Raw genomic sequence first — 19,550 nt, 5'->3', positions numbered from 1 at the left:
AGTTCGGCGAAGCGGCGGTCGGTTTCCTCTCGATAGGCCAGGAACTCCTGGCGGTGGGCGATGAAGAGCTCGCTCAGGCGGCGAACGGTCTCGGTCAGCTCGGTGAGACGAGCGTCCGTGTGGGCCTGTTGAGCCAGGAACTCCTGGCGGTGGGCGATGAAGAGCTCGCTCAGGCGGCGAACGGCTTCCGCCAGCTCCGTGAAGCGGCGTTCGGTCTCCGCCCGGAGCTCGACCAGCTCCTCCCGGAGATCCGCTAGCTCAGTGGGCATGCGGAGGACCTCCTCCGAGGCCAGCAGGGCCCAGAGGACCTTCCGCCACTCGGGGTGAGCCTGCAAGAGGGCCACCAGATCCCGCAGATCTTCCGCCGTCAGCGCCATCGTATGCCTCCCGTCTGGGATGATTATGGCACGGCGGGCGGACCTGCGTCAATTCCGGATTCGGATTTCATCCCGACCATCCCCCGCCCGATCAGAAAGGCCCACGCGACCGCCGCCGCAAGCGCCACGGTCCGTCCGTCGGGGTCCAGAGGTGGAGCGGTTTCCATCAGATCCATCCCCCAGCATGCCGGATGGGCGGCCAACCTCCGCACCAGCGCCAGCGCCGACGCGGGCAGCAATCCCCCCGGGCTGGGCGCGGACACCCCGGGCGCGCAGGCGGCCTCGAACACATCCATGTCAAAGCTGATGAAAAACCCAAGGGTGCCTGCAGTGACCACCTTCAAGACCTGGGCAGTCAGGACTTCTGGATCCTCCCGATGGACGTGGGTCGCCGGGATCATACGGATGCCATGCCAGCGGGCGACTTCATAATAGGCCCGGCTGTTGCGTCCCCCCAGCAGCCCGATTTGCACCAGATGCCGCCCCTCGATCAGCCCTTCCTCCAGCAGGCGGCGGAAAGGGGTTCCGCTGGTGATCTCCCCCTCCAGGGGCTCCCGCAGGTCATGATGGGCGTCAAACTGGATCACCCCCAGAGGCTTCCCCAGCCCTTCGATCACCCCCCGCAGGATGGCATACGAGAGGCTGTGATCTCCGCCCAATACCAGGGAGCGCAGGCCCTGACGGGTCACCTCCCGCAGCACCGCCGTCACCCGCCGGTGGGTCTCGTGGATGTCCGTGTGCACCACGGCCACATCCCCCAGGTCCACCAGCCGGAGGCCCTCCGCCAGATCGACCCCGCTCTCCAGATCGAAGGCCGCCATCCGATAGAGGGCGCGGCGGATGGCCGCAGGGGCCTCCCGGGCACCCCGCCGGCCGATCACCGCGGTGTCAAAGGGGATGCCGATCACCGCCACATGGGCCCCAGCCGGATCCGTTTGCAGCAGATCCGCGATCCGCACGTCCCGGGGATCCGGGGGGACCGGGGAGCGCTCGGGCGGGCGCAGCCAGGGGAGCGGGGGGAAGCTCGTCATGAGCGGTGCTCCGGGGGAAGATCGAGGGAGGAAAGTCCCCCGATGGAGGCTACCACTGCGATGGCGAACCCGCCGTCGTGGGTCATGCTCACCGCCCATTGTTTCAGGCCCAGCACCCGGGCGCGCTCCGCGGCCCATCCCCGCAAGTGCACGTGAGGCTGCCCCCGGTGGTCCGGGAGGATCTCCACGTCGTGAAAGCCGATGCCCTCGCGGGCCATGATCCGAAGGCCCACCCCCAGGGCCTTGGCGACAGCCTCCTTGGCCGCAAAGCGGGCCGCATACTCAGCCACCCGCCCGCGGCACGCCTGCCGTTCGGCCGGCGTGAAAACCCGCCGGAGCAGGCGATCTCCGAAGCGGGCGATGGCCTGCTCCATCCGTCGGATCTCCAGGATGTCCACCCCGATAGCGATCATCCGCGCGCTGTGGCTCCGAGAAGGGATTCAGGCATCCGGACCTGTGCGGGAGGCAATCTCCGTCAGGAAGGACCGGATCGCTTCGGCGACGGCTTCGGGCTGCTCCAGCATCACCATGTGGCCTGCCCCCTCGATCCGCACCAGCCGCGCGCCCGGGATATGAGCCGCCAGGTATTCTGCGTATTTAATGGGCGTCATCCGGTCCGCTGTGCCGCCGATCACCAGGGTGGGGGTCCGGATCTCCCCCAGGCGGCTCATCACGTCGAAGGCGTCGCACGCCCGGTAATCCCCCTCCATCACCCGGGGATCCGCGGAGAGGAGCATGCGGCGTCCTTCCTCCACCAGCCGAACGGGTGGATCCACCCCCCAGCTCCACTCGGTGATGAGCTCGACCGTGCGGTGAAAATCGGACCGCAGGCCTTCAAGGATCTGAGGGCTGACCCGGAGGCGGGCCCCGGTGGCGATCAGGATCAGCCCCGCCACGCGCTCCGGATGGTGGAGGGCCGCCCACTGGGCGATGGCTCCGCCCATCGAGTGACCCACCCAGATGGCTGGCGGCAACCCCAGGGCGGCCATCCACTCCACCACCACCCGGGTGTAGTCCGCGATGGAGGAGCGCCCGCGCCCCCCGGACCGGCCGTGGCCGGGCAGATCCAGCGCGTAGACGGTCGCCCCAGGGAGGTTCCGCAGCGCCCCGGGCCACACCAGATGGGACTCCCCAGCACCGTGGATCAGGAGCAGGGTGTGACGCGCGTGGACATCGGTGTGAACAGCGTAAAAAATACTGTCCTCGCCGACCGGTTGTTCCGGCATCGCGACCTCCGGGATCCGGCTATCCCAAAAGCCGCACCAGCAGCTGGAGCAACCGCCAGTAGGCCCGCCGGACCGGCCATGGCCAGTCCGGCCCGGGCAGGAAAGGTGGGAAGGCTCGAGCCCCCGCTTCCCGCCACAGGTTATCCCATCCGCTGGCGTCCCACAGCAGGTCCGCCCCTGGCAGCCCCGCCGCCCGCACCTTCGGATCCGGGTTGAATCCATTGTGGACCAAAACGTTGTCATGGATCCAGTTGCGCTCCGGGATGGCCCCCACGTCGAACACCGTCCCCCGGGGGAAGACCTGCTGCAAGCCCACCACGGCGATGCCTACCGAGGCGTTGTCCCGGATCTCATTGCCGGTCACCTCGGTCTCATCCGCCGCCATGATCAGGATCCCGGTCCCCGAGGGGACGTTGCCCACAATGGCCCCCGGTTTGGCGAAATTGGGCCCGTTGTTGCGGATGATGCGGTTGCCGATGATCCGGTTGCGGGAGCCTACCTTCGACTCCAGATTGGGCAGGACGAAGACCAGCAACCCGGCCGCGTTGTCATGCGCGTAGTTGTTCACCACCGTGATGTTCACGGAGTTCTCCACCTCGATCCCGCTGACGTTGCCGTAGGCCTCGCTGTCGCGGATCACCCCGTTGCGGGATTGACCGATGTAGATCCCGGTGTCCCAGGCCCCGGTGGCCACCACCCGTTCGATCAGGATGTCCTCGCTGCCCACCGGATACACGCCGTACGCTCCGGTGTCCTCGGTGACCACGTCCCGGATCACGATCCCCCGAGCGCCGGGCACCACGATGCCGTTGTTGGTGTAATGGCGCACAATGAAGTTCTCCACCGTGAACCCGTCCCGGGTGGCGATGATGCCGTCCCCGCGTATGCCTTCCCCGTCCAGGATCGGCCGCTGGCCGTCCCGGACGATCCCCCTCAGGGTGAGGTTTTCCACCTCTACCACCAGAGATTCCCGGTAGATTCCCGGCTCCACCAGGATGGTGTCCCCAGGGCCGGCCTGATCCAGAGCAGCCTGGATGGACTCGCCTGGGCGGACCACCCGGGTCTGCGGAGCGCGGGGAGGTTCCGGCGCAGCGGCGGCCCCCACGTTGTAACGGGCGGCCACCGCGCGAGCGGGGTTCTCCAGGCGGGGCACCACCGGCAGGCCGGAGGGGACGGATTCGGGCACCGGGGGCATGGCCGATTCATCCGTCAGGGCATACAGGAAGGCCACCAGGTCCTCGCGTTCCTCCGGGCTCAGGCGGAAGGGTTGGATCTTGCTGTCTAAGTTCGGCAGATCCATGCCCCGGCCCCGTCCTCCGCCATCTTTGTAGAAGTCCACCACCTCCTCCAGGGTGGCGAAGATCCCGTTGTGCATATACGGCGCGGTGAGGGCCACGTTGCGCAGGGTGGGCACCTTGAAGGCCCGCTCGTCCCGAGGGGAACCGGTGACCTCTGCGCGGCCCCGATCCGCCGGCCCTCCCGGGAGATCCGGCACCCCAATCACCCGGAAGTCCGAGGAGCCGAACAGGGGGAGCGTGTGACACTCGAAGCATCGGGTGCGGCCGGAGCGGAAGAGGTTGAGGCCGCGTCGCTGGGCGGGGGTGAGGGCTGCGGCGTCGCCGGCGGCGAAGCGATCGAAGGGGGAGTTCCGGCTGACCAGGGTGCGCTCGAAAGCGGCGATGGCCTTGGCGATGTTCTCGAACGTCACCGCCGAGCCGTCCCGGCCCCCGAAAGCCCGGTCGAACCGCTCCCGGTATTCCGGGATCGCCTTCAGGGCCTGGACCAGGCGCTCCGGGTCCGCGGCCATCTCCCGAGGATCCGTGAGGGACATACGGGCGGCCTCCTCCAGGGAGGTGGCGCGCCCGTCCCAGAACAGGCGGCGCAGGTAGCCCACGTTCCAGAGGGTAGGGGCGCCCCGTCGCATGGGCCGTCCGTCCGCCCCGATGGATTGCCCCCTTCCATCCGTGAAGCCGAGATCTGGATGATGGCAGGTCGCACATGAACGCGTCCGATCGCCCGAGAGGATCGGGTCGTAAAACAGGAGCCGGCCCAGCTCCGCCTTCTCAGGGGTCTGGGGGTTGTCCGGAGGGATGGGCATCGGGGGGAAGGGGCGGCGGAGGGCCCCGGTTGCGCCGGGCATCCCATCGGACAGACCGCCCGGGGGAAGATCCGGAGGAACCGGCCAGAAGGCCGCGATCAGGAAAAGCGTGATGAGGAGCAGCGCCAGCCCGCCACCGATTCGAATTCCCCAGCGTTTCATGATGGCCCCTCCGAAGATAGGGTGTGCAGTGAGAGGCGATCGGCCCATGCCCTGCCCTCGGAGCCTGCTGGAAAGGAGGGTGGGAGGACAGGCCGGATCGTCAGAGCCGCGTCGGCCGGGAGCAACGGACGATTCGTCGGACCCGGCGCTCGAACTCCTGACGGGGCATCAGGACCCGGCGTCCACAGGTGAGGCAACGGATCCCGATGTCCGCCCCTACGCGGATCACCTGCCACTCCGTGCCGCCACACGGATGTGGCTTTCGTAGCTGCACGACATCGTCCAGATGGATCTCCAGGGGCATGGCCTCCCTCCGCCTGAGAGCCAACGGGGCCCTTGGAAGGCTCAGCGTGTCCCGTTGAGCCATTCCTGGAGCTGCCTGAGGGCCTCCTCTGGATCTCGGAACAGGATCCCATGCATGCCCAGGGCGCGGGCCGCCTGCACGTTTTCAGGGAGGTCATCGAGGAAAGCCGTCGCCTCCGGGGGAAGGCCCAGGCCCTCCAGGGCGCGCCGGTAGATCCGGGGATCCGGCTTCAACAGCCCCACCTCGGCGGAGATCACCACCACGTCGAAGAGCGCCAGCAGACCCAGCCGGCGCAGCACCTCCCGCAATCCGGACCAGGCGTTGCTGATCAGGCCGAGGGGGATGCGGCCTTTCCACCGCCGCAAGGCCTCCACCAGGGGCTCGTTCAGGCGGTCCCCGGCGAAGAAACGCTCCCGCAGCCGATGGAGCGCCTGCGGGTCGGTGATCCCCAGGCGCTCCCCGACGGCCTGCCAGAAGGCCGGCTCCGGGAGCTCTCCCCGCTGGGCGCGCAGGGAGAGATCGCTGGCGAAGAGCAGCGCCTCCAGCGCTTCCCGGCTCATCCCCAGCTCCCGGGCCAGCTGCTCCCGGGGGGAGAGGTCCTCCGTCCGCACCAGCACGCCCCCGAAGTCCACGATCACAGCCCGTCGCATTCCGGAGCTCCCTCCGCCGAGCGTGATTTTAGTCTATCCGATCAACAGGGGCCGGGGAATGGAGAAACCCCCGGCCCCATGTGCCCCACCGAGATGGGATTTCTGGGCTTAGGGCTGGGGTTCAGGAGGCATGACCTCGCCGCCCTCAGAGGCCCGACGGCGTCGCGGGGCCTTCGGGCGCAGCGATTGCACCAGATGATGGGGGTTCCCGTCGGGATCATAGAACGTTCCGATGATCATCATCCCGGGAACCTCCACCAGATCTCCCACCTGAACCCCCAGGCGCTTTAGGCGCCGGAGGGCGCGCTGGGCGTTCCGCACCGGGAACATCGCCCCGCCTCCGGAGCCCGCCGCCCCCTGATAGAGCAGGATCCCCGGGCCCCGGGGAGGGCCAAACTCCACCCATCGCCCTTCTGGATCCTCCTCCCGGAGGGGGAGTCCCAGGGTCTCCCCATAAAAGGCCTTCGCCCGCGCCAGATCCCGCACCGGGCACAGCACCCCCTGCACTTTGCGCACCATCGGCATCGCGACCTCCCGGCATGAAGTTTGCCTCCATTATAGTCCCGCCCTCATCATTGGTCCGCTCTAAATCGGTCAGAGGGCCGGGGAGGGGGAATTTCGATACACTATGGGGGAACGACGCTCCGGGAGGAGGTGGAGGATGGCCTATCGGGACCTGCGGGATTTCCTGCGGCGTCTGGAGGAGGCTGGAGAGCTGATCCGCATCCGCACCCCGGTCTCTTCAGAGCTGGAGATCACAGAGATCGCCGATCGGGTGATGAAGGGCCCGGCGGCGCGTAACAAGGCGCTGTGGTTTGAGAACGTGGATGGGAAGGGGATCCCTGTGGTCATCAATCTCTTCGGTACCCCGCGCCGGATGGCCTGGGCGCTGGGGGTGGAGGATCTGGAGGACCTCCGGCGGCGGCTGGAGGCGTTGCTACGCCCGGAGCTTCCGCAGGGGGTGGGGGAGGCCCTGGAGCGGCTGGGCCAGGTGCTGGGAACGTTGCGGAGCATCGGCCTGGGCCCCCGGCGGGTCTCCCGCGCGCCCTGTCAGGAGGTGGTGGAGACCGAGCAGCCCTCCCTGGATCGGTTGCCGATCCTGAAATGCTGGCCGAAAGATGGGGGGCGTTACATCACCCTGGGCCAGGTGATCACGCGGGATCCTCGCACCGGCAAGCGCAACGTCGGGCTGTATCGCCTGCAGGTTCACGACGAACGCACCCTGGGCGTGCATTGGCAGATCCATAAAGGGGGAGCGGAGCACGAGCGGGCCGCCCGGGAGGTGGGGGCGGAGCGCATCCCCATCGCCGTGGCCTTGGGCGGGGATCCGGCCTGTATCTGGGCGGCCAGCGCGCCTTTGCCGCCGGATATCGACGAATACATGCTGGCCGGCTGGCTTCGGGGCCGGCCCGTCGAGATGGTCCGCTGCGTCACGCAGCCCCTCGAGGTCCCGGCTTCGGCCGAGATCGTCATCGAAGGCTACATCGATCCTCGGGAGCAGCGGCTGGAGGGTCCCTTCGGCGACCACACCGGTTACTACACGCCTCCTGAGCCCTTCCCGGTGATGCACATCACCGCCATCACCCATCGGCGGGATCCCATTTATCCCACCACCATCGTAGGGCGCCCGCCCATGGAGGATTACTGGATGGGCAAGGCCACTGAGCGGCTTTTCCTCCCTCTGGTCCGTCTCTTCCTGCCGGAGGTAGTGGATTACAACATGCCTGCGGAGGGAGTCTTCCACAACCTGGTGATCGTGAGCATCCGCAAGCGGTTCCCGGGTCACGCCCGCAAGGTGATCTTCGGCCTGTGGGGTCTGGGGTTGCTCAGCCTGGCCAAGTGCATCGTGGTGGTGGATGAGTGGGTGGACGTCCATAACCTCTCCGAGGTGGCCTGGCAGGTTCTGGGGAACGTGGACTGGAAGCGGGACGTGGTGATCGTGGAAGGGCCGGTGGATCACTTGGATCATGCCGCGCCCCTGCGGGCCTACGGGGGCAAGATCGGCATCGACGCCACGGCTAAGGGTCCGGAGGAAGGGCATCCCCGAGGCTGGCCGGAGCGCATCGAGATGAGCCCGGAGATCCGGGCCCTGGTGGATCGGCGATGGGAGGAATACGGACTTGCATGAATATGAAAGGGCATAAGCATCTTCGCCCTCTGCGGGATCAGTAGAAGCTCGCCCGGAGTTATAATCCTCGGAGGAAGGCTTAATCCTGGGGGAGAGCAATGGCAATTCGCTATACTATTCACGCCCGCTATAAATTCGATCTCCTTGCTCAGCACGGATTCCCGATTCGCGAAGAACAGGTTGTGGATGTCTTGCTGAGCCCAGATACTGTTATCCCCCAGGGAGATCGGTTTATCGCTCAAAAGCGCATCAGCGAGCGACACGTTTTGCGTGTTGTCTACAGAAAGGAGGAAGAGGACCTCATCGTGATCACCTTTTATCCCGGAAGGAGGGAACGCTATGAAGGTGCGCTATGATCGGGAGGCGGACATCCTGGTGATCGAATGGCTCCCCGGGGGCGTGATCGACCATGCGGAGCATACGGGCTCTCTGATCGCCCATTTCACGGCCGATGGGCGGCTGGTGCTCCTGGAGATCCTCGATGCCCGCCGCTTCCTGGCCCAGGTTCTCCAGGCAGCGCTGCAAGGGGAGGGGGTGTTGACCTAGGGTCCGTCCACGAATGGAGGGGCGAATCCACGAATGGGGCATGCGTGGGAGATCGCGAAGGCCGCATTCGGATATTCGCGCCCGGATGGGGGCCGGCCCCCTGAGCGAGGCTGAACTCGATTCAGGCTGGCATAAAGGGGGGTGAAAGGCTATTCGCGAATGAGAGCGCGTCTGGAGAGGCCGGAGACCGAATTGGTGGATTCGCGTTCGATTCGGGAACGGCTCCCTATCGCGGGGGCGATCCCACGTAAAAACCCGGGGGCGCGTCCTGCGCCCCCGGGTGCCATCCCTTAGCCTTCTACGACCAGGGCGGGCGGCGGGGTCAGCTCCTCGATCCCCTTCGCCCGGAAAGTCAGCTGGTCCCCTTCCACATCGATCACCACCGTGTCGCCGGGGCCGAAGCGGCCGGCCAGCATCCCTTCCGAGAGGGCGTCCTCCACCAGGTTCTGGATCACCCGGCGCAACGGCCGCGCCCCATATTCGGGGTCGTAGCCCTTGTCGGCCAGGAAGGCCTTGGCGGCCGGCGTGGCCTCGATGCTCAGGCGATGCTCCTTCAGGCGGGCCGCCATCTTGCCCAGCTCCAGGTCCACGATCTTCAAGATGTCCTCCCGGCTCAGCGGCCGGAAGACCACTACCTGGTCCACCCGGTTGAGGAACTCCGGCCGGAAGACCTTGCGCAGCTCATTGAGGAGCTTCTCCCGCATCTCGCGGTAGCGCCGCTCCAGATCGACCTCCTCCTGCTTCTGGGTGGGGAAACCCAGGTGGGCCTTGCGGATGGTCTCGGCGCCGATGTTGGAGGTCATAATGATGATCGTGTTGCGGAAGTCCACCTTGCGGCCCCGGGCATCCGTCAGCCGGCCCTCCTCCATGATCTGGAGGAGCATGTTGAACACGTCCGGATGGGCCTTCTCGATCTCGTCGAAAACCACGATGCAGTAAGGCCGGCGGCGGACGTATTCCGTGAGCTGGCCGGCGTCCTCGTAGCCCACGTAGCCGGGAGGCGCGCCCACCAGGCGGGAGACGTTGTGCCGCTCCATGAACTCGGACATGTCCAACTGGAGCAGGGCGTCCTCGGAGCCGAAGAGGAACTCGGCCAGGGCCTTCGTGAGCTCCGTCTTGCCCACCCCGGTCGGCCCGAGGAAGATGAAGGAGCCGATGGGCCGGCGGGGATCCTTGAGGCCGGCGCGGGCCCGTCGCACCGCCCGGGAGATCACGCTGATGGCCTCATCCTGCCCCACGATGCGCTTCTTCAGCTCCTCTTCCATCTGGAGCAGGCGTTGGGATTCGTCCCCGGCGATACGGCTGACCGGGATGCCGGTCCACATCGAGACCACTTCGGCGATGTCCTCGGCGGTCACCTTCGGCCCTTCATCGGTCTCGCTGCGCATGCGCAGCTGCTGCAGCTGGGCCTGAAGCTCCTCCTCCCGGGCTTTCAGGTCGGCCACGTCCTCGTAGCGGCGCTCGGCCAGGGCCTCCTCCCGCTCCCGCTGCACCGTCCGCAGCTCGTTGTAGACCTTCTGGAGGCTGGGCCAGCGGGCGGCTTTATACATCCGCACCCGGGCAGCAGCCTCGTCGATCAGATCGATGGCTTTATCCGGGAGATAACGCTCGGGGATGTAGCGCGCGGAGAGGCGCGCGGCGGCCTCGATGGCCTCGTCGGTGATGGTCAGTTTGTGGTGCTCCTCGTAACGGTGGCGGATGCCCCGCAGGATCTCGATGGTCTCCTCGATGGTGGGCTCCTCCACCACCACCGGCTGGAACCGGCGTTCCAGGGCCGCGTCGCTCTCGATGTATTTGCGATACTCGTCGAAGGTGGTGGCCCCGATGCACTGGATCTCACCCCGGGCCAGGGCCGGCTTGAGGATGTTGGCGGCGTCCACCGCGCTGCCGGCCGCCCCGGCGCCCACCAGCATATGCATCTCGTCGATGAACAGGATGCAGTCAGCGCTCTTGAGTTCCTCCAGCACCCGCTTCAGCCGCTCCTCGAACTGGCCCCGATACATCGTCCCCGCCACCAGGGAGGCCACGTCCAGCTGGAGGACCCGCTTGCTGAGGAGAGGTTCGGGGACCTCGCCGGCCACGATGCGCTGGGCCAGCCCCTCGACGATGGCGGTCTTGCCCACCCCGGGCTCCCCGATCAGAGCAGGGTTGTTCTTGGTCCGACGGGAGAGGATCTGGATCACCCGCTCGATCTCCTGCTCCCGCCCGATCACCGGATCCAGCTTCCCCTCCTCCGCCAGGGCGGTCAGATCGATGGCCAGCTGGTCCAGCAGCGGGGTCTTCGGGCGCTCCCGCCGGGGTCGGGCGGCCGCGGTCGTCTCCTGGATCATCCGGTTGGTCTCCCGGCGGATCTGCTCCAGGGAGAGCCCGAGGCTCTTCAGGATGTCCACCGCCATCCCATCCCCCAGGCGGACCAGCCCGAGGAGGAGGTGCTCGGTGCCGATGTAGTGATGCCCCATCCGCCGGGCTTCGTCGACGGCCAGCTCGATCACCCGGCGGATCCGGGGGGTTAAATCGGGTTTGCTGTGAGGGGTGCGGCGGCCGGGCCCCGACATGCGAAGGACCATCTCCTCCACCTTCTGGGGGGTCACCCCCAGACGTCGGAGCACCTGGCCGGCGATGCCGTTCTCTTCCTTCACCAGGCCCAGGAGCAGATGCTCGGTGCCGATGTAGGTGTGGTTCAGGCGTTCGGCCTCTTCCTGGGCCAGCGCCAGCACCCGCCTGGCCCGCTGGGTGAACCGATCCAGCTTGCTCGACACTGCGTCCTCCTTCCGGCTGACCGCTGAATGTGCCCGGCGAACCTGCAACCGGTTTCACTCTTAGTATAACACGCCATCCCTTTCGCCGGTTAGTTTCAGAAAACGGATCGCCGCTACTCTAAGCGGTTTCGATCCCCGCGTTGCCATACAACACAATCGCAGGAAGTTGTCTTCGTTAATCCGTCCGCAACGCCTTAGCCGATCCGATGGGTGTGGAAGGGTGATGCCAAACCCTGCTGCGATGGGCGAAGCGAGGGAGATGGGGCGCCGGCGGTTCAGGTCGTGTTCTTCCTCCGGCCGGGTAGGGCCTTCAGGAACCTTCCTCCGGTCCCGTCTGCTCGCTGGCCCGGAGGCGCGCCTGAGCCATCTCCCAGTCCAGCATGGCGTATTCGGGGGAAGCGACCCGACGCAGGCTGAGCGCCAGCCGCCGGTTCTCCGCGTCGATCCGGATCAACCGCACCACCAGCTCCTCACCTTCTCGCACCACTTCCTTGGGATGGTTCACCCGATGCTCGGCCAGCTCCGAGATATGGATCAGGCCTTCCACCTCCGGGAACTCTTTCAGGGCGGCGAAGGCGCCGAAGTTCATCAGGCGGGTGATCACCACCTCGACCAGCTGCCCCTCTCGCAGGTGGGAGATCGCCTCCTGCCAGGGATCGGGCTCCACCCGTTTGCGGCTCAGGGCGACGCGCTTACGCTCTCGATCCACCCCGATGACTTCCACCTCGACTTCCTGGCCTACCGAGAGCACATCCCGGGGATGTCGCACTCGACGCCAGGAGAGCTCGCTGATGTGGATCAGGCCGTCCACCCCGCCCAGGTCCACGAAGGCGCCGAAGTCGGTCAGGCTGATGACCCGGCCCTTCACCCGCATCCCAGGCTCCAGGCGCGCCAGGAGCTCCTCCTTTTGCCGCTTCTGGAGCTCCTTCTGAGCCTCCCGCTCCGAGAGAATCAGCCGGTTGGCCTCCGGGTTTACCTCGATGATGCGAGCCCAGATCTTCTGGCCCACCCGGCGTTTGAGGCGCTGCTCCACCGGCAGCTTCTCCTCGCCGGGCTCCTGAGGGAGGACCTGGGAAGCCGGGATGAACCCTCGCAGCCGTCCGACCTTCACCACCAGCCCCCCCTTGTTGAAACCACTGACCGTGAGCTCCAGGATCTCCCCAGCCTCCATCAGCTGCCGGGCACGCTGCCAGTCCTCCTCCATCAGCGCCCGCTGGAGGGAGAGGAGGATGTTCCCGCTGCGATCCTCCGGGTTCACCACCTGGACCTGGATCACATCCCCCTCACGGAGCACCTCGCGGATCTCTTTCGGCATCCGCTCCAGCTCGCGGCCGGTGATCAACCCCTCGGCCTTCATGCCGATGTCCACCAGGATCTCCGTCGGGGTGATCCGGACGATGGTGCCGCGCACGATGTCGCCGCGTCGGAGCGAGGGGGGAGACAGCTCCAGCCACTCGCCCATCTCGGCCATGGCGTTGGCGTTTTCGGGGCGATCCTGCCGGATCTCTTCGCTCATCCCACATAACTCCTGACGCAGGGTCAGATCCCATAAGGCCCGGGAAAGGCTTGCCCCAATTATAGCGAGGAGGGTGGGAATCGGCAAAGGTTCTTTCAGAAGGCAAGGCCTTGCCGCTGCCGGCCGGTCATCCGCGCAGGGAGACCTCGCCGGCGTGGAAGCGCTGCTCGCGCCCATCCGGGAGGCGCACCCGCAGCCCGCCCCCCTCATCTACGCCTTCGGCGATCCCTTCGCAGGCTCCCTCCGGGGTCAGGACCCGCACCGGGCGCCCCAGCATGATCAGCGCTGCGGCCCAGCGCTCCACGAGCCGAGCCCCGGCGTTCCATTCCAGATACAGGGAGGCGAAGGCACGCAGCAGGCCTTTGAGGACGGCGAGCCGGGGGATCGGAAGGCCGAGGGTCTGGGACAGGCTTCCCAGGATCTCCCGCAGGTCCGGAGGGATCTCCTCCGGCCAGATGTTGACGTTGATCCCGATCCCGATCACCGCGAAGGCCGGGGGGAACGATTCGACCAAGATGCCGCCGGCCTTCCGCCAGGCCGCTAAGGAAGGAACCTCGCCGATGACGGGGGGGATCATCAGGTCGTTGGGCCATTTGAGGCCGGCCGGGCAGCCGATCCCCCGCACGGCCTCCACCGCCGCCAGCCCGGCGACCATCCCCAGCTGGGGCCAGTCCGCCACGGGCCGGCGCGGGCGAACCAGGAGCGAGAGGGCGATGGCGTGCCCCGGAGGGGTCCACCAGGACCGGCCGGCCCGTCCCCGGCCTCGGGTCTGGGCGTCTGCCAGGACGGCCACCCCTTCCGGCGCGCCCATATCCCCCAGGTCTCGGGCCACATCGTTGGTGGACCCGACCTCGGGATACAGGTAGATCTCCCGGATCCAGGGGATCTCCTCGGTGAGCCGTCGCACTTCCTCCGGATCCCAGTCCAAGGCTCCTCCTGCCGGCGGACTTTCCGAATGCGCCAGGAGATCCCTCGCCGCTTCGGATTCTCCTCTCTTCCGGAGGCGAAGGCAAAGCCGGAGCGGGGGATGGGAGATCGGGGATTGCCATGCGGGGTGAAGCACGGTAGAATATAAAAGGCGTGGAGGGCGTAGCTCAGCGGTTAGAGCGCCTGACTGTGGATCAGGAGGTCGCGGGTTCGATCCCCGTCGCCCTCCCTGGAGGGCCCCCGTAGCTCAACTGGATAGAGCGCTGGACTTCGGATCCAGTGGTTGCGCGTTCGAGTCGCGCCGGGGGCGCCATCCGGTCGGTGTGGGGGCTTCCCTCCCCACGCCGTTTTTGTTTTCGCTTCGCTGTGAAGCGGGATTCATCCCGATGGCACGCGCGCCGGAACCGGTTTCGGATTCCTTTCGCAGGCGCTGGGCTCGACCGGTCCTGGTCCTCAGCGGGGCCGTGCTGGGCCTGGTGGTGGCATGGTTGTTCTCCTTGGTATCCGGTATTCCCCTGCCCCTGTGGGAGGCTCTGGCCGCCCTCCTTCTGGGAGCCCTCCTGGGTTTCTCCGCCAGTCTCCCCACGCCGCCCCGCCCATACGCGCGGCCGTGATCCGGGAGGAGCCCGCCGGCCCTGACCGGGCTCTGCTTCCTTAGTAGCCGGTCTCCCGATCGATGGCCCCGTGCTGCCGGGCCCGGCCCTCCGCGAAGCGGTAGAAGCCGAAGCCGAGGATCAGCGACAGGAGGGCCATCCCGCTCAGCGCGCCCAGCAGCTGGGCGTCCGACCATCCGGCGAAAGTGGGAAAACGGAAGGCGGAGGGGCCCAGCAGCGCCCGGCGGACGCTCTCCAGCCAGTAGGTGAGGGGAAGGCCGTAGCCCAGCGGCCGCAGGAACGGCGGGAGGACCTCCAGGGGGAACACCGCGCCGCAGAAGAGATACAGCGCTCCGGCCACCGCCTCGCCGATCACCCAGACGTGACGGGCGGCCAGCAGGGTCGCCCCGGCCAGACCCACCCCCATCCCGATCATCGCCAGCATCCCCAGGGCCATCGCGAGGAGGAAAACCCCCGCGCCCGCGGCCGAGGGCCGGAGGGGAAGCCCAAAGGCTAAAACCCCGAACAGCAGGGTGATGGCCACGGCGATGGTCCCGGTGGCCATCCGCGCCATCCCCCGACCCACCAGATACACCTCCGGCGGGATCGGGGCGATGTAGAAGTATTTGAGAACCCCATATTCCTCCCGATCGATGATCAGGACCTGGCTGATCCCCGTGAGGACCGCTCCCACATAGATGTAAAAGGCGTTCCCGAGATAGAGATAAGCGAACATCGGGTGCCCGAAATCCGCCCGGGCCACCACCTTATACATCAGGATCAGGATGAGGACGCTGGCGATGGGCTTGGCGATGGAGTAAACCGTGAACAGAAAGGGATCCGTCCAGTTGGACTCGATCTGCCAGCCCAGCCACGCCGCTGTACGGAGGGTTCGCCAGATGGTCTGCATTCAGCGCCTCCGTTCGGTGAGCCGGCCCTCGCGGCGGGCCAGCTGTTCCATGGTGTTCAGGGCCTGGTGAGCGGCGAGGAGGAAGATCCCACTGAGGGCCACCAGGCCAGCGATCTCGACGCCGACGGGGAACAGGCCGCTGGCAGCCTGCGGGAAGAGCAGCTGGCGCATGGCATCCAGGCCCAGGGTGAGGGGGATGAGGGAGGCCAGAGCGCCCACCCAGAATCCCAGGGCCCGGATGGGAAAGTAGAACCCAGAGAGCAGGTAGATGGGCTCCTGAAGCAGGTTGGAGAGATGCCAGGCCTCTCGACCCCACATCAGGAAGAGAGATGCCAGCAGCATCCCCAGCCCATAGAGCGCCAGGAGGGTGAGCAGGAAGGTCCCGATCAGCGCCAGGGGGTCCGCCGGCGCGTAGCGCACGCCAAAGAGGAGGGAGCCTGCCAGCACGATCACCAAAGCCCGGAGGGTGGTGGCGAGCATCCCCCCCAGGGCCATGCCCGCCAGGATCCCCATCATCGGGCCCGGCGCGATGATGAAGAGGGGGAGGTTCCCGGATTCTTTCTCCCAGTAGAGCTGGCTGGACATGGACCATAGCACGTTGAGCCAGAAGGCGGTCATGGCCCCGCCCAGGATCACGAACCCGATATAGGCCTCAGGGGCCTGAAGAGCCCGGTAGATGAACACATAGGCGGAGGTGCCCAGGAGCGGCAACCCCACGTCGATGAGCACCCAGCTGGGCTCCCGGTTCTGGCCGACGATGCGCGGATACGCCCGCGCGATCATCGTCCGCAGGAAGAGGATGGCGGCCTCCCGGCTCATTCGGGCTCCTCCTCGGCCTCGGAGAGCCCGCGGCCCACTAGGCTGACGAACACATCCTCCAGGGTGGGTTCACGCTTGCGCAGAGACAGGATGTGGGCGCCGTGGGCGGTCAACGCGGAGATGACCGGCCCGATCACCCCTTCCTCCTCCAGGATGAGATCCACCTCCGCCCGCCCGTCCCGAGGCCGGTAATATGCCTGTCGCACGCCCGGGATCCCGCGAAGAGAAGGGATGGGCCCCACGAGGCTATCAATCTCCAGGGAGAAGACCGCGTCGCGCTGGAGCCGACGCTTCAGGTTCCCGGGGGAGTCACATGCTAAGATGCGCCCCCGGTCGATGATGGCCACCCGGTCACAGAGCTCATCAGCCTCCAGCATATAGTGAGTGGTCAGCAGGATCGTCCGCCCCGGCCGCTCCCGGATCCACTCCCGGATGAAGGATCGGATCTGTCGGGCCGCGTTGACGTCCAGCCCCAGGGTCGGTTCGTCCAGGAACAGGATCTCCGGGTCGGTCAGGAACCCCCGGATGATGTTGACCTTCTGCCGCAGCCCGGTGGAGAGATCCGACATCTTGGAGTCCCCCCGATCCCGCAGGCCGAACCGCTCCAGGAGCTCCTCGATGCGCCGGCGGGCGGTCCGGTTGTCCAGGCCGTAGAACTGGGAGAACATCCACAGGTTCTCCCGCACGGTGAGCAGCCCGTAGCCGCAGGACTCCCCGCCGGCCACCATGTTGATGCGGCGGCGGATCGCCTCGGGCTGGGTCACGACGTCGTAGCCGGCGACCCACGCCCGCCCGGAGGTGGGCAGGAGCAGCGTGGTGAGGATCTTGATCAGCGTGGTCTTCCCGGCCCCGTTGGGACCCAGCAGCCCGAACAGTTCCCCGGGATGGATCTCCAGGTCGACCTCATGCAGCGCCACCCGCTCCTGGGGAGGCTGCCCCCGCTTGCGGGCGACCCGGTAAACCCGGGTCAGGCGCTCGGTGCGCACCGCTGGAACGGACCGATTTTCCATCCGCATCTCCTCGGTTCAAACTACCGGCTCTCAGAGGCGGTCCCCTTTCACCCCCCGGTTCAGTTTATCTCGAACCTCTGAGCGGATCCTCTTCCGGTGGGGTATCCCGGCGGAGGCCCTTCCCCGCTGGGTGCTTCGTCCATTAGGCCTCCTTGCTTTTGATGCAACGGGGAGGGCGCCTTCTTGCGCCAGTGCGAGAGCTCTTACCCTTTTTGCGGATGTTTGGACTCATTTCTGAGAGCCCATAGAGGTCCGGGTGAAGAGTGGGAAACGAGAGTAGACCCCTGGAGCCCTCCCGTAGCGGGGAGGGGCTCTGTCCGGCGTTGGGTAAGCGTCAGGCAAACGTTGGGTAAGCGTCCAGATTGAGGGCCGGGAACTTGATATGCTGTAAGTGAGCAGCGGGCGGAACCTCTTCTCCTCCTTTTAGCCGAGCGCCGGGGATGGCGGCCCCCGGCGCTTCGCTTTTATTCCGCCATGCTTCTCAGGGTCGGGGGACCCGGGAAAGGGCCCGGGCCTGGGCCTCCGCCCGATAGCTGCTGCGGACCAGAGGGCCGCTCTCCACCCAGCGGAACCCCAGCTCATATCCGATCCGTTTGAGGGCCTCGAACTCCTCCGGCCGGTAGAACCGCTCCACCGGGAGGTGGTTCCGGGAGGGCTGGAGATACTGGCCGATGGTGAGGATGTCCACCCCCACCGCCCGCAGGTCCTTCATCACCTCGATGATCTCCTCCCAGGTCTCGCCCAGCCCGACCATGATGCCGGACTTGGTGACGCACTCCGGCCACAGCTTCTTGGCGTTCGAGAGGGTCGCCATGGCCCACTCATAGCGATCCTGGGGCTGCACCTTCTTGAAGAGACGCGGCACGGTCTCCACGTTGTGGTTGAAGATGTCCGGCCGCGCCTCGATGACGATGCGCAGGGCCTCGATGGACCCTTTGAAGTCCGGGGTGAGGACCTCCACGGTGCAGCCGGGGACCCGCTCCCGGATGCGGCGGATGGTCATGGCGAAGAGGGTGGCCCCGCCGTCGGGCAGCTCGTCCCGGTTCACCGAAGTGATCACCACATGGGAGAGGCCCATCGCCCGCACGGCCTCGGCCACACGGTTAGGCTCGTCCCAGTCGATGGAGAGGGGGCGGCCGGTCCGGACGGCGCAGAAGCGGCAGGAGCGGGTGCACACATCTCCGAGGATCATGAAGGTGGCGGTGCCATGTCCCCAGCACTCCCCGATATTGGGGCAACGGGCTTCCTCGCAGACCGTGTGAAGTCGCTTGCTCCGCATCAACCGAAGCACGAACTCATAGGTCTCGCCTTGAGGGGCCCGGACTTTCAACCATTCGGGGCGCCGCGCCGGGCGGACGGGCGTGTCCGGCATCGCCTCCACGGGGAGGGATTCACGGGTCGGAGAGGCCATCCGCTCACCTCGTGATGAGGTTGCTGTTCCCGTTCATCCTAACACATCGAAGGGGGGACCCGCAACAACGCGCGCCCTTTCGCCCGGGATAGGCGGGCGCGCGGGGAGCCCGCCGGATTTTACCGGGGGGCGCCGCCTTTTTTGCGAGATTTGGCCGCCCCCGTCTTCTCCTTGGGCTTCTCTTTCGGGGCTTTCTTGCCGGCAGCGTAAAGCTCCAGCAGCCGCTCCAGGGCGGAGCGGATCCGGCGCTGGACCCGCTCCCGCTCGTATTCGGGGACCGGGAAGTAGGCCATGAACTCGGCGATCAGAGCGCCGAGCTCGGGTTTGCGCGAGGAGGCCGCCAGGGCTCGGACCCGTCGCATCAACGCCTTCAGGTAATCCAGAAGGGGGGAGATGTCCGAGGGCGAAGCGAGGGGGCCCCGCCCGGGCACGATGTGACGGGCCACCCGGCCGGCGCGCAGCTGCTCCAGCTGCTCCAGCCACCGCTCCAGGTCTGCCTCCCCCAGGTTGGGATGGGTGCTCAGCGTCACGGTGTCTCCCACAAACACCACGTTATGTTCGGGGATGCGCACCCAGATTTGCCCGGGGGACGCCCCGTCCACGTGCTCTAGGATCACCGCCGGCGCGCCGAACTTCAGGACCAGACGGTCGGAGAAGGTCAGATTGGGCAGCATAAGGGGGGCATGGGCCAATCGCTCCGCCGACTCGGTCTGGCCGAGGCTGATGAGGAGGTCGATCAGCTGCTGGCGTCCCATCTCCCCATGGCCTCGGAGCCGATCGAACACGTGATGATGGGCGATGATCAGGGCGGGCTTCCCCTCCAGAAGGAAGGGGGTGCCCATGACCCGATCCCGGGTGGCATCCGTGTAGATGACGGCGAGGATGGGCATGGGGGCGATGGACTGCAGGGCCTGCCGCCACCAGGCGGCGTGCAGCGGGTCCGCCGGGGTGTCGATGCAGATCCATCCCTGCTCCGTCCGCACCGCCCCCACCGTGGCGAAGTGGAGGCGGTCCTCCACGAAGATGCGGGAATCCAGCGAAAAGGGACGCGTCTCTTCCATCCGATAGTCCATCCCTCCGCCA

19 protein-coding genes, 2 tRNA genes and 1 pseudogene are annotated in these 19,550 nt (G+C 66.9%); 6 read left to right on the top strand and 16 right to left on the bottom strand.

All coding sequences use genetic code 11. The features are described 5' to 3' along the window. The 8 genes and pseudogenes from CFB18_RS09870 to CFB18_RS09835 form a co-directional block, all read right to left on the bottom strand. A pseudogene (locus tag CFB18_RS09870) lies at nt 1-377 on the bottom strand (hypothetical protein); the annotation flags it as partial. Nucleotides 378-400: 23 nt separating this feature from the next. After that, on the bottom strand, nt 401-1,408 hold the full coding sequence (hutG, locus tag CFB18_RS09865; protein ID WP_159461687.1) for a formimidoylglutamase: 1,008 nt from the start codon (nt 1,406-1,408) through the stop codon (nt 401-403). Beyond that, nucleotides 1,405-1,821 carry a holo-ACP synthase gene (gene acpS, locus CFB18_RS09860; RefSeq protein WP_088571648.1) on the bottom strand — a complete coding sequence of 139 codons (417 nt, stop codon included), beginning with the start codon at nt 1,819-1,821 and terminating at the stop codon, nt 1,405-1,407. The genes hutG and acpS overlap by 4 nt, the downstream gene beginning before the upstream one ends. A gap of 27 nt (nt 1,822-1,848) precedes the next feature. Beyond that, nucleotides 1,849-2,634: an alpha/beta fold hydrolase gene (locus CFB18_RS09855; RefSeq protein ID WP_159461686.1), complete on the bottom strand. Its 786-nt coding sequence runs from the start codon at nt 2,632-2,634 to the stop codon at nt 1,849-1,851. A gap of 19 nt (nt 2,635-2,653) precedes the next feature. Beyond that, nucleotides 2,654-4,894, bottom strand: coding sequence for a parallel beta-helix domain-containing protein (locus CFB18_RS15325; protein WP_159461685.1), 2,241 nt, complete (start codon nt 4,892-4,894; stop codon nt 2,654-2,656). Nucleotides 4,895-4,994: 100 nt separating this feature from the next. Next, nucleotides 4,995-5,198: a DUF951 domain-containing protein gene (locus CFB18_RS09845; protein WP_088571641.1), complete on the bottom strand. Its 204-nt coding sequence runs from the start codon at nt 5,196-5,198 to the stop codon at nt 4,995-4,997. A gap of 41 nt (nt 5,199-5,239) precedes the next feature. Beyond that, on the bottom strand, nt 5,240-5,848 hold the full coding sequence (locus CFB18_RS09840) for an HAD family hydrolase (RefSeq protein ID WP_088571640.1): 609 nt from the start codon (nt 5,846-5,848) through the stop codon (nt 5,240-5,242). Nucleotides 5,849-5,956: 108 nt separating this feature from the next. Continuing rightward, a complete protein-coding gene (locus CFB18_RS09835; protein WP_088571639.1) occupies nt 5,957-6,373 on the bottom strand; it encodes a VOC family protein in 417 nt (138 codons plus the stop codon). 136 nt (nt 6,374-6,509) lie between these two features. Here CFB18_RS09835 and CFB18_RS09830 point away from each other — a divergent pair, with 136 nt between their 5' ends. The 3 genes from CFB18_RS09830 (at nt 6,510) to CFB18_RS09820 (ending at nt 8,522) form a co-directional block, all read left to right on the top strand. Continuing rightward, nucleotides 6,510-7,976 (top strand): menaquinone biosynthesis decarboxylase, encoded by a 1,467-nt coding sequence (locus CFB18_RS09830; protein ID WP_088571638.1) that lies wholly within the window; start codon nt 6,510-6,512, stop codon nt 7,974-7,976. Between the two features lie 98 nt (nt 7,977-8,074). After that, nucleotides 8,075-8,332 (top strand): DUF4258 domain-containing protein, encoded by a 258-nt coding sequence (locus CFB18_RS09825; RefSeq protein ID WP_088571637.1) that lies wholly within the window; start codon nt 8,075-8,077, stop codon nt 8,330-8,332. After that, a complete protein-coding gene (locus tag CFB18_RS09820) occupies nt 8,316-8,522 on the top strand; it encodes a DUF2283 domain-containing protein (RefSeq protein WP_088571636.1) in 207 nt (68 codons plus the stop codon). The genes CFB18_RS09825 and CFB18_RS09820 overlap by 17 nt, the downstream gene beginning before the upstream one ends. A gap of 290 nt (nt 8,523-8,812) precedes the next feature. Here CFB18_RS09820 and CFB18_RS09815 read toward each other — a convergent pair whose 3' ends face one another. From CFB18_RS09815 to CFB18_RS09805, 3 genes are all read right to left on the bottom strand, one after another. Continuing rightward, a complete protein-coding gene (locus CFB18_RS09815; protein ID WP_088571635.1) occupies nt 8,813-11,281 on the bottom strand; it encodes an ATP-dependent Clp protease ATP-binding subunit in 2,469 nt (822 codons plus the stop codon). A 310-nt stretch (nt 11,282-11,591) separates the two neighbouring features. Continuing rightward, entirely contained in the window at nt 11,592-12,797 is a 1,206-nt protein-coding gene (locus CFB18_RS09810) for a 30S ribosomal protein S1 (RefSeq protein ID WP_088571634.1), read from the bottom strand. Between the two features lie 127 nt (nt 12,798-12,924). Continuing rightward, nucleotides 12,925-13,725 (bottom strand): biotin--[acetyl-CoA-carboxylase] ligase, encoded by an 801-nt coding sequence (locus CFB18_RS09805; RefSeq protein WP_159461684.1) that lies wholly within the window; start codon nt 13,723-13,725, stop codon nt 12,925-12,927. A 155-nt stretch (nt 13,726-13,880) separates the two neighbouring features. On the opposite strand from CFB18_RS09805, the gene CFB18_RS09800 reads away from it, so the two are divergent. From CFB18_RS09800 to CFB18_RS09790, 3 genes are all read left to right on the top strand, one after another. After that, nucleotides 13,881-13,953: transfer RNA gene (locus CFB18_RS09800), tRNA-His, on the top strand. A 7-nt stretch (nt 13,954-13,960) separates the two neighbouring features. Next, nucleotides 13,961-14,037 (top strand) — tRNA-Arg (locus CFB18_RS09795). Between the two features lie 73 nt (nt 14,038-14,110). Then, complete coding sequence (locus CFB18_RS09790) at nt 14,111-14,338, top strand: hypothetical protein (protein WP_088571632.1); 228 nt, start codon at nt 14,111-14,113, stop codon at nt 14,336-14,338. Between the two features lie 40 nt (nt 14,339-14,378). On the opposite strand, the gene CFB18_RS09785 is transcribed toward CFB18_RS09790, so the two are convergent. From CFB18_RS09785 to CFB18_RS09765, 5 genes are all read right to left on the bottom strand, one after another. After that, complete coding sequence (locus tag CFB18_RS09785) at nt 14,379-15,227, bottom strand: ABC transporter permease (RefSeq protein WP_088571631.1); 849 nt, start codon at nt 15,225-15,227, stop codon at nt 14,379-14,381. Beyond that, nucleotides 15,228-16,046 (bottom strand): ABC transporter permease, encoded by an 819-nt coding sequence (locus tag CFB18_RS09780; RefSeq protein WP_088571630.1) that lies wholly within the window; start codon nt 16,044-16,046, stop codon nt 15,228-15,230. Next, nucleotides 16,043-17,056 (bottom strand): ABC transporter ATP-binding protein, encoded by a 1,014-nt coding sequence (locus CFB18_RS09775; RefSeq protein WP_088571629.1) that lies wholly within the window; start codon nt 17,054-17,056, stop codon nt 16,043-16,045. The genes CFB18_RS09780 and CFB18_RS09775 overlap by 4 nt, the downstream gene beginning before the upstream one ends. Nucleotides 17,057-17,537: 481 nt before the next feature. Beyond that, entirely contained in the window at nt 17,538-18,467 is a 930-nt protein-coding gene (lipA, locus tag CFB18_RS09770; protein ID WP_088571628.1) for a lipoyl synthase, read from the bottom strand. Between the two features lie 119 nt (nt 18,468-18,586). After that, complete coding sequence (locus CFB18_RS09765) at nt 18,587-19,540, bottom strand: MBL fold metallo-hydrolase (protein WP_088571627.1); 954 nt, start codon at nt 19,538-19,540, stop codon at nt 18,587-18,589. Nucleotides 19,541-19,550: the final 10 nt, after the last annotated feature.

The sequence above is a fragment of the Thermoflexus hugenholtzii JAD2 genome (genome assembly GCF_900187885.1).
GTDB classification, from domain to species: domain Bacteria; phylum Chloroflexota; class Anaerolineae; order Thermoflexales; family Thermoflexaceae; genus Thermoflexus; species Thermoflexus hugenholtzii.
This window is presented reverse-complemented; position numbering and strand designations above follow the sequence as displayed.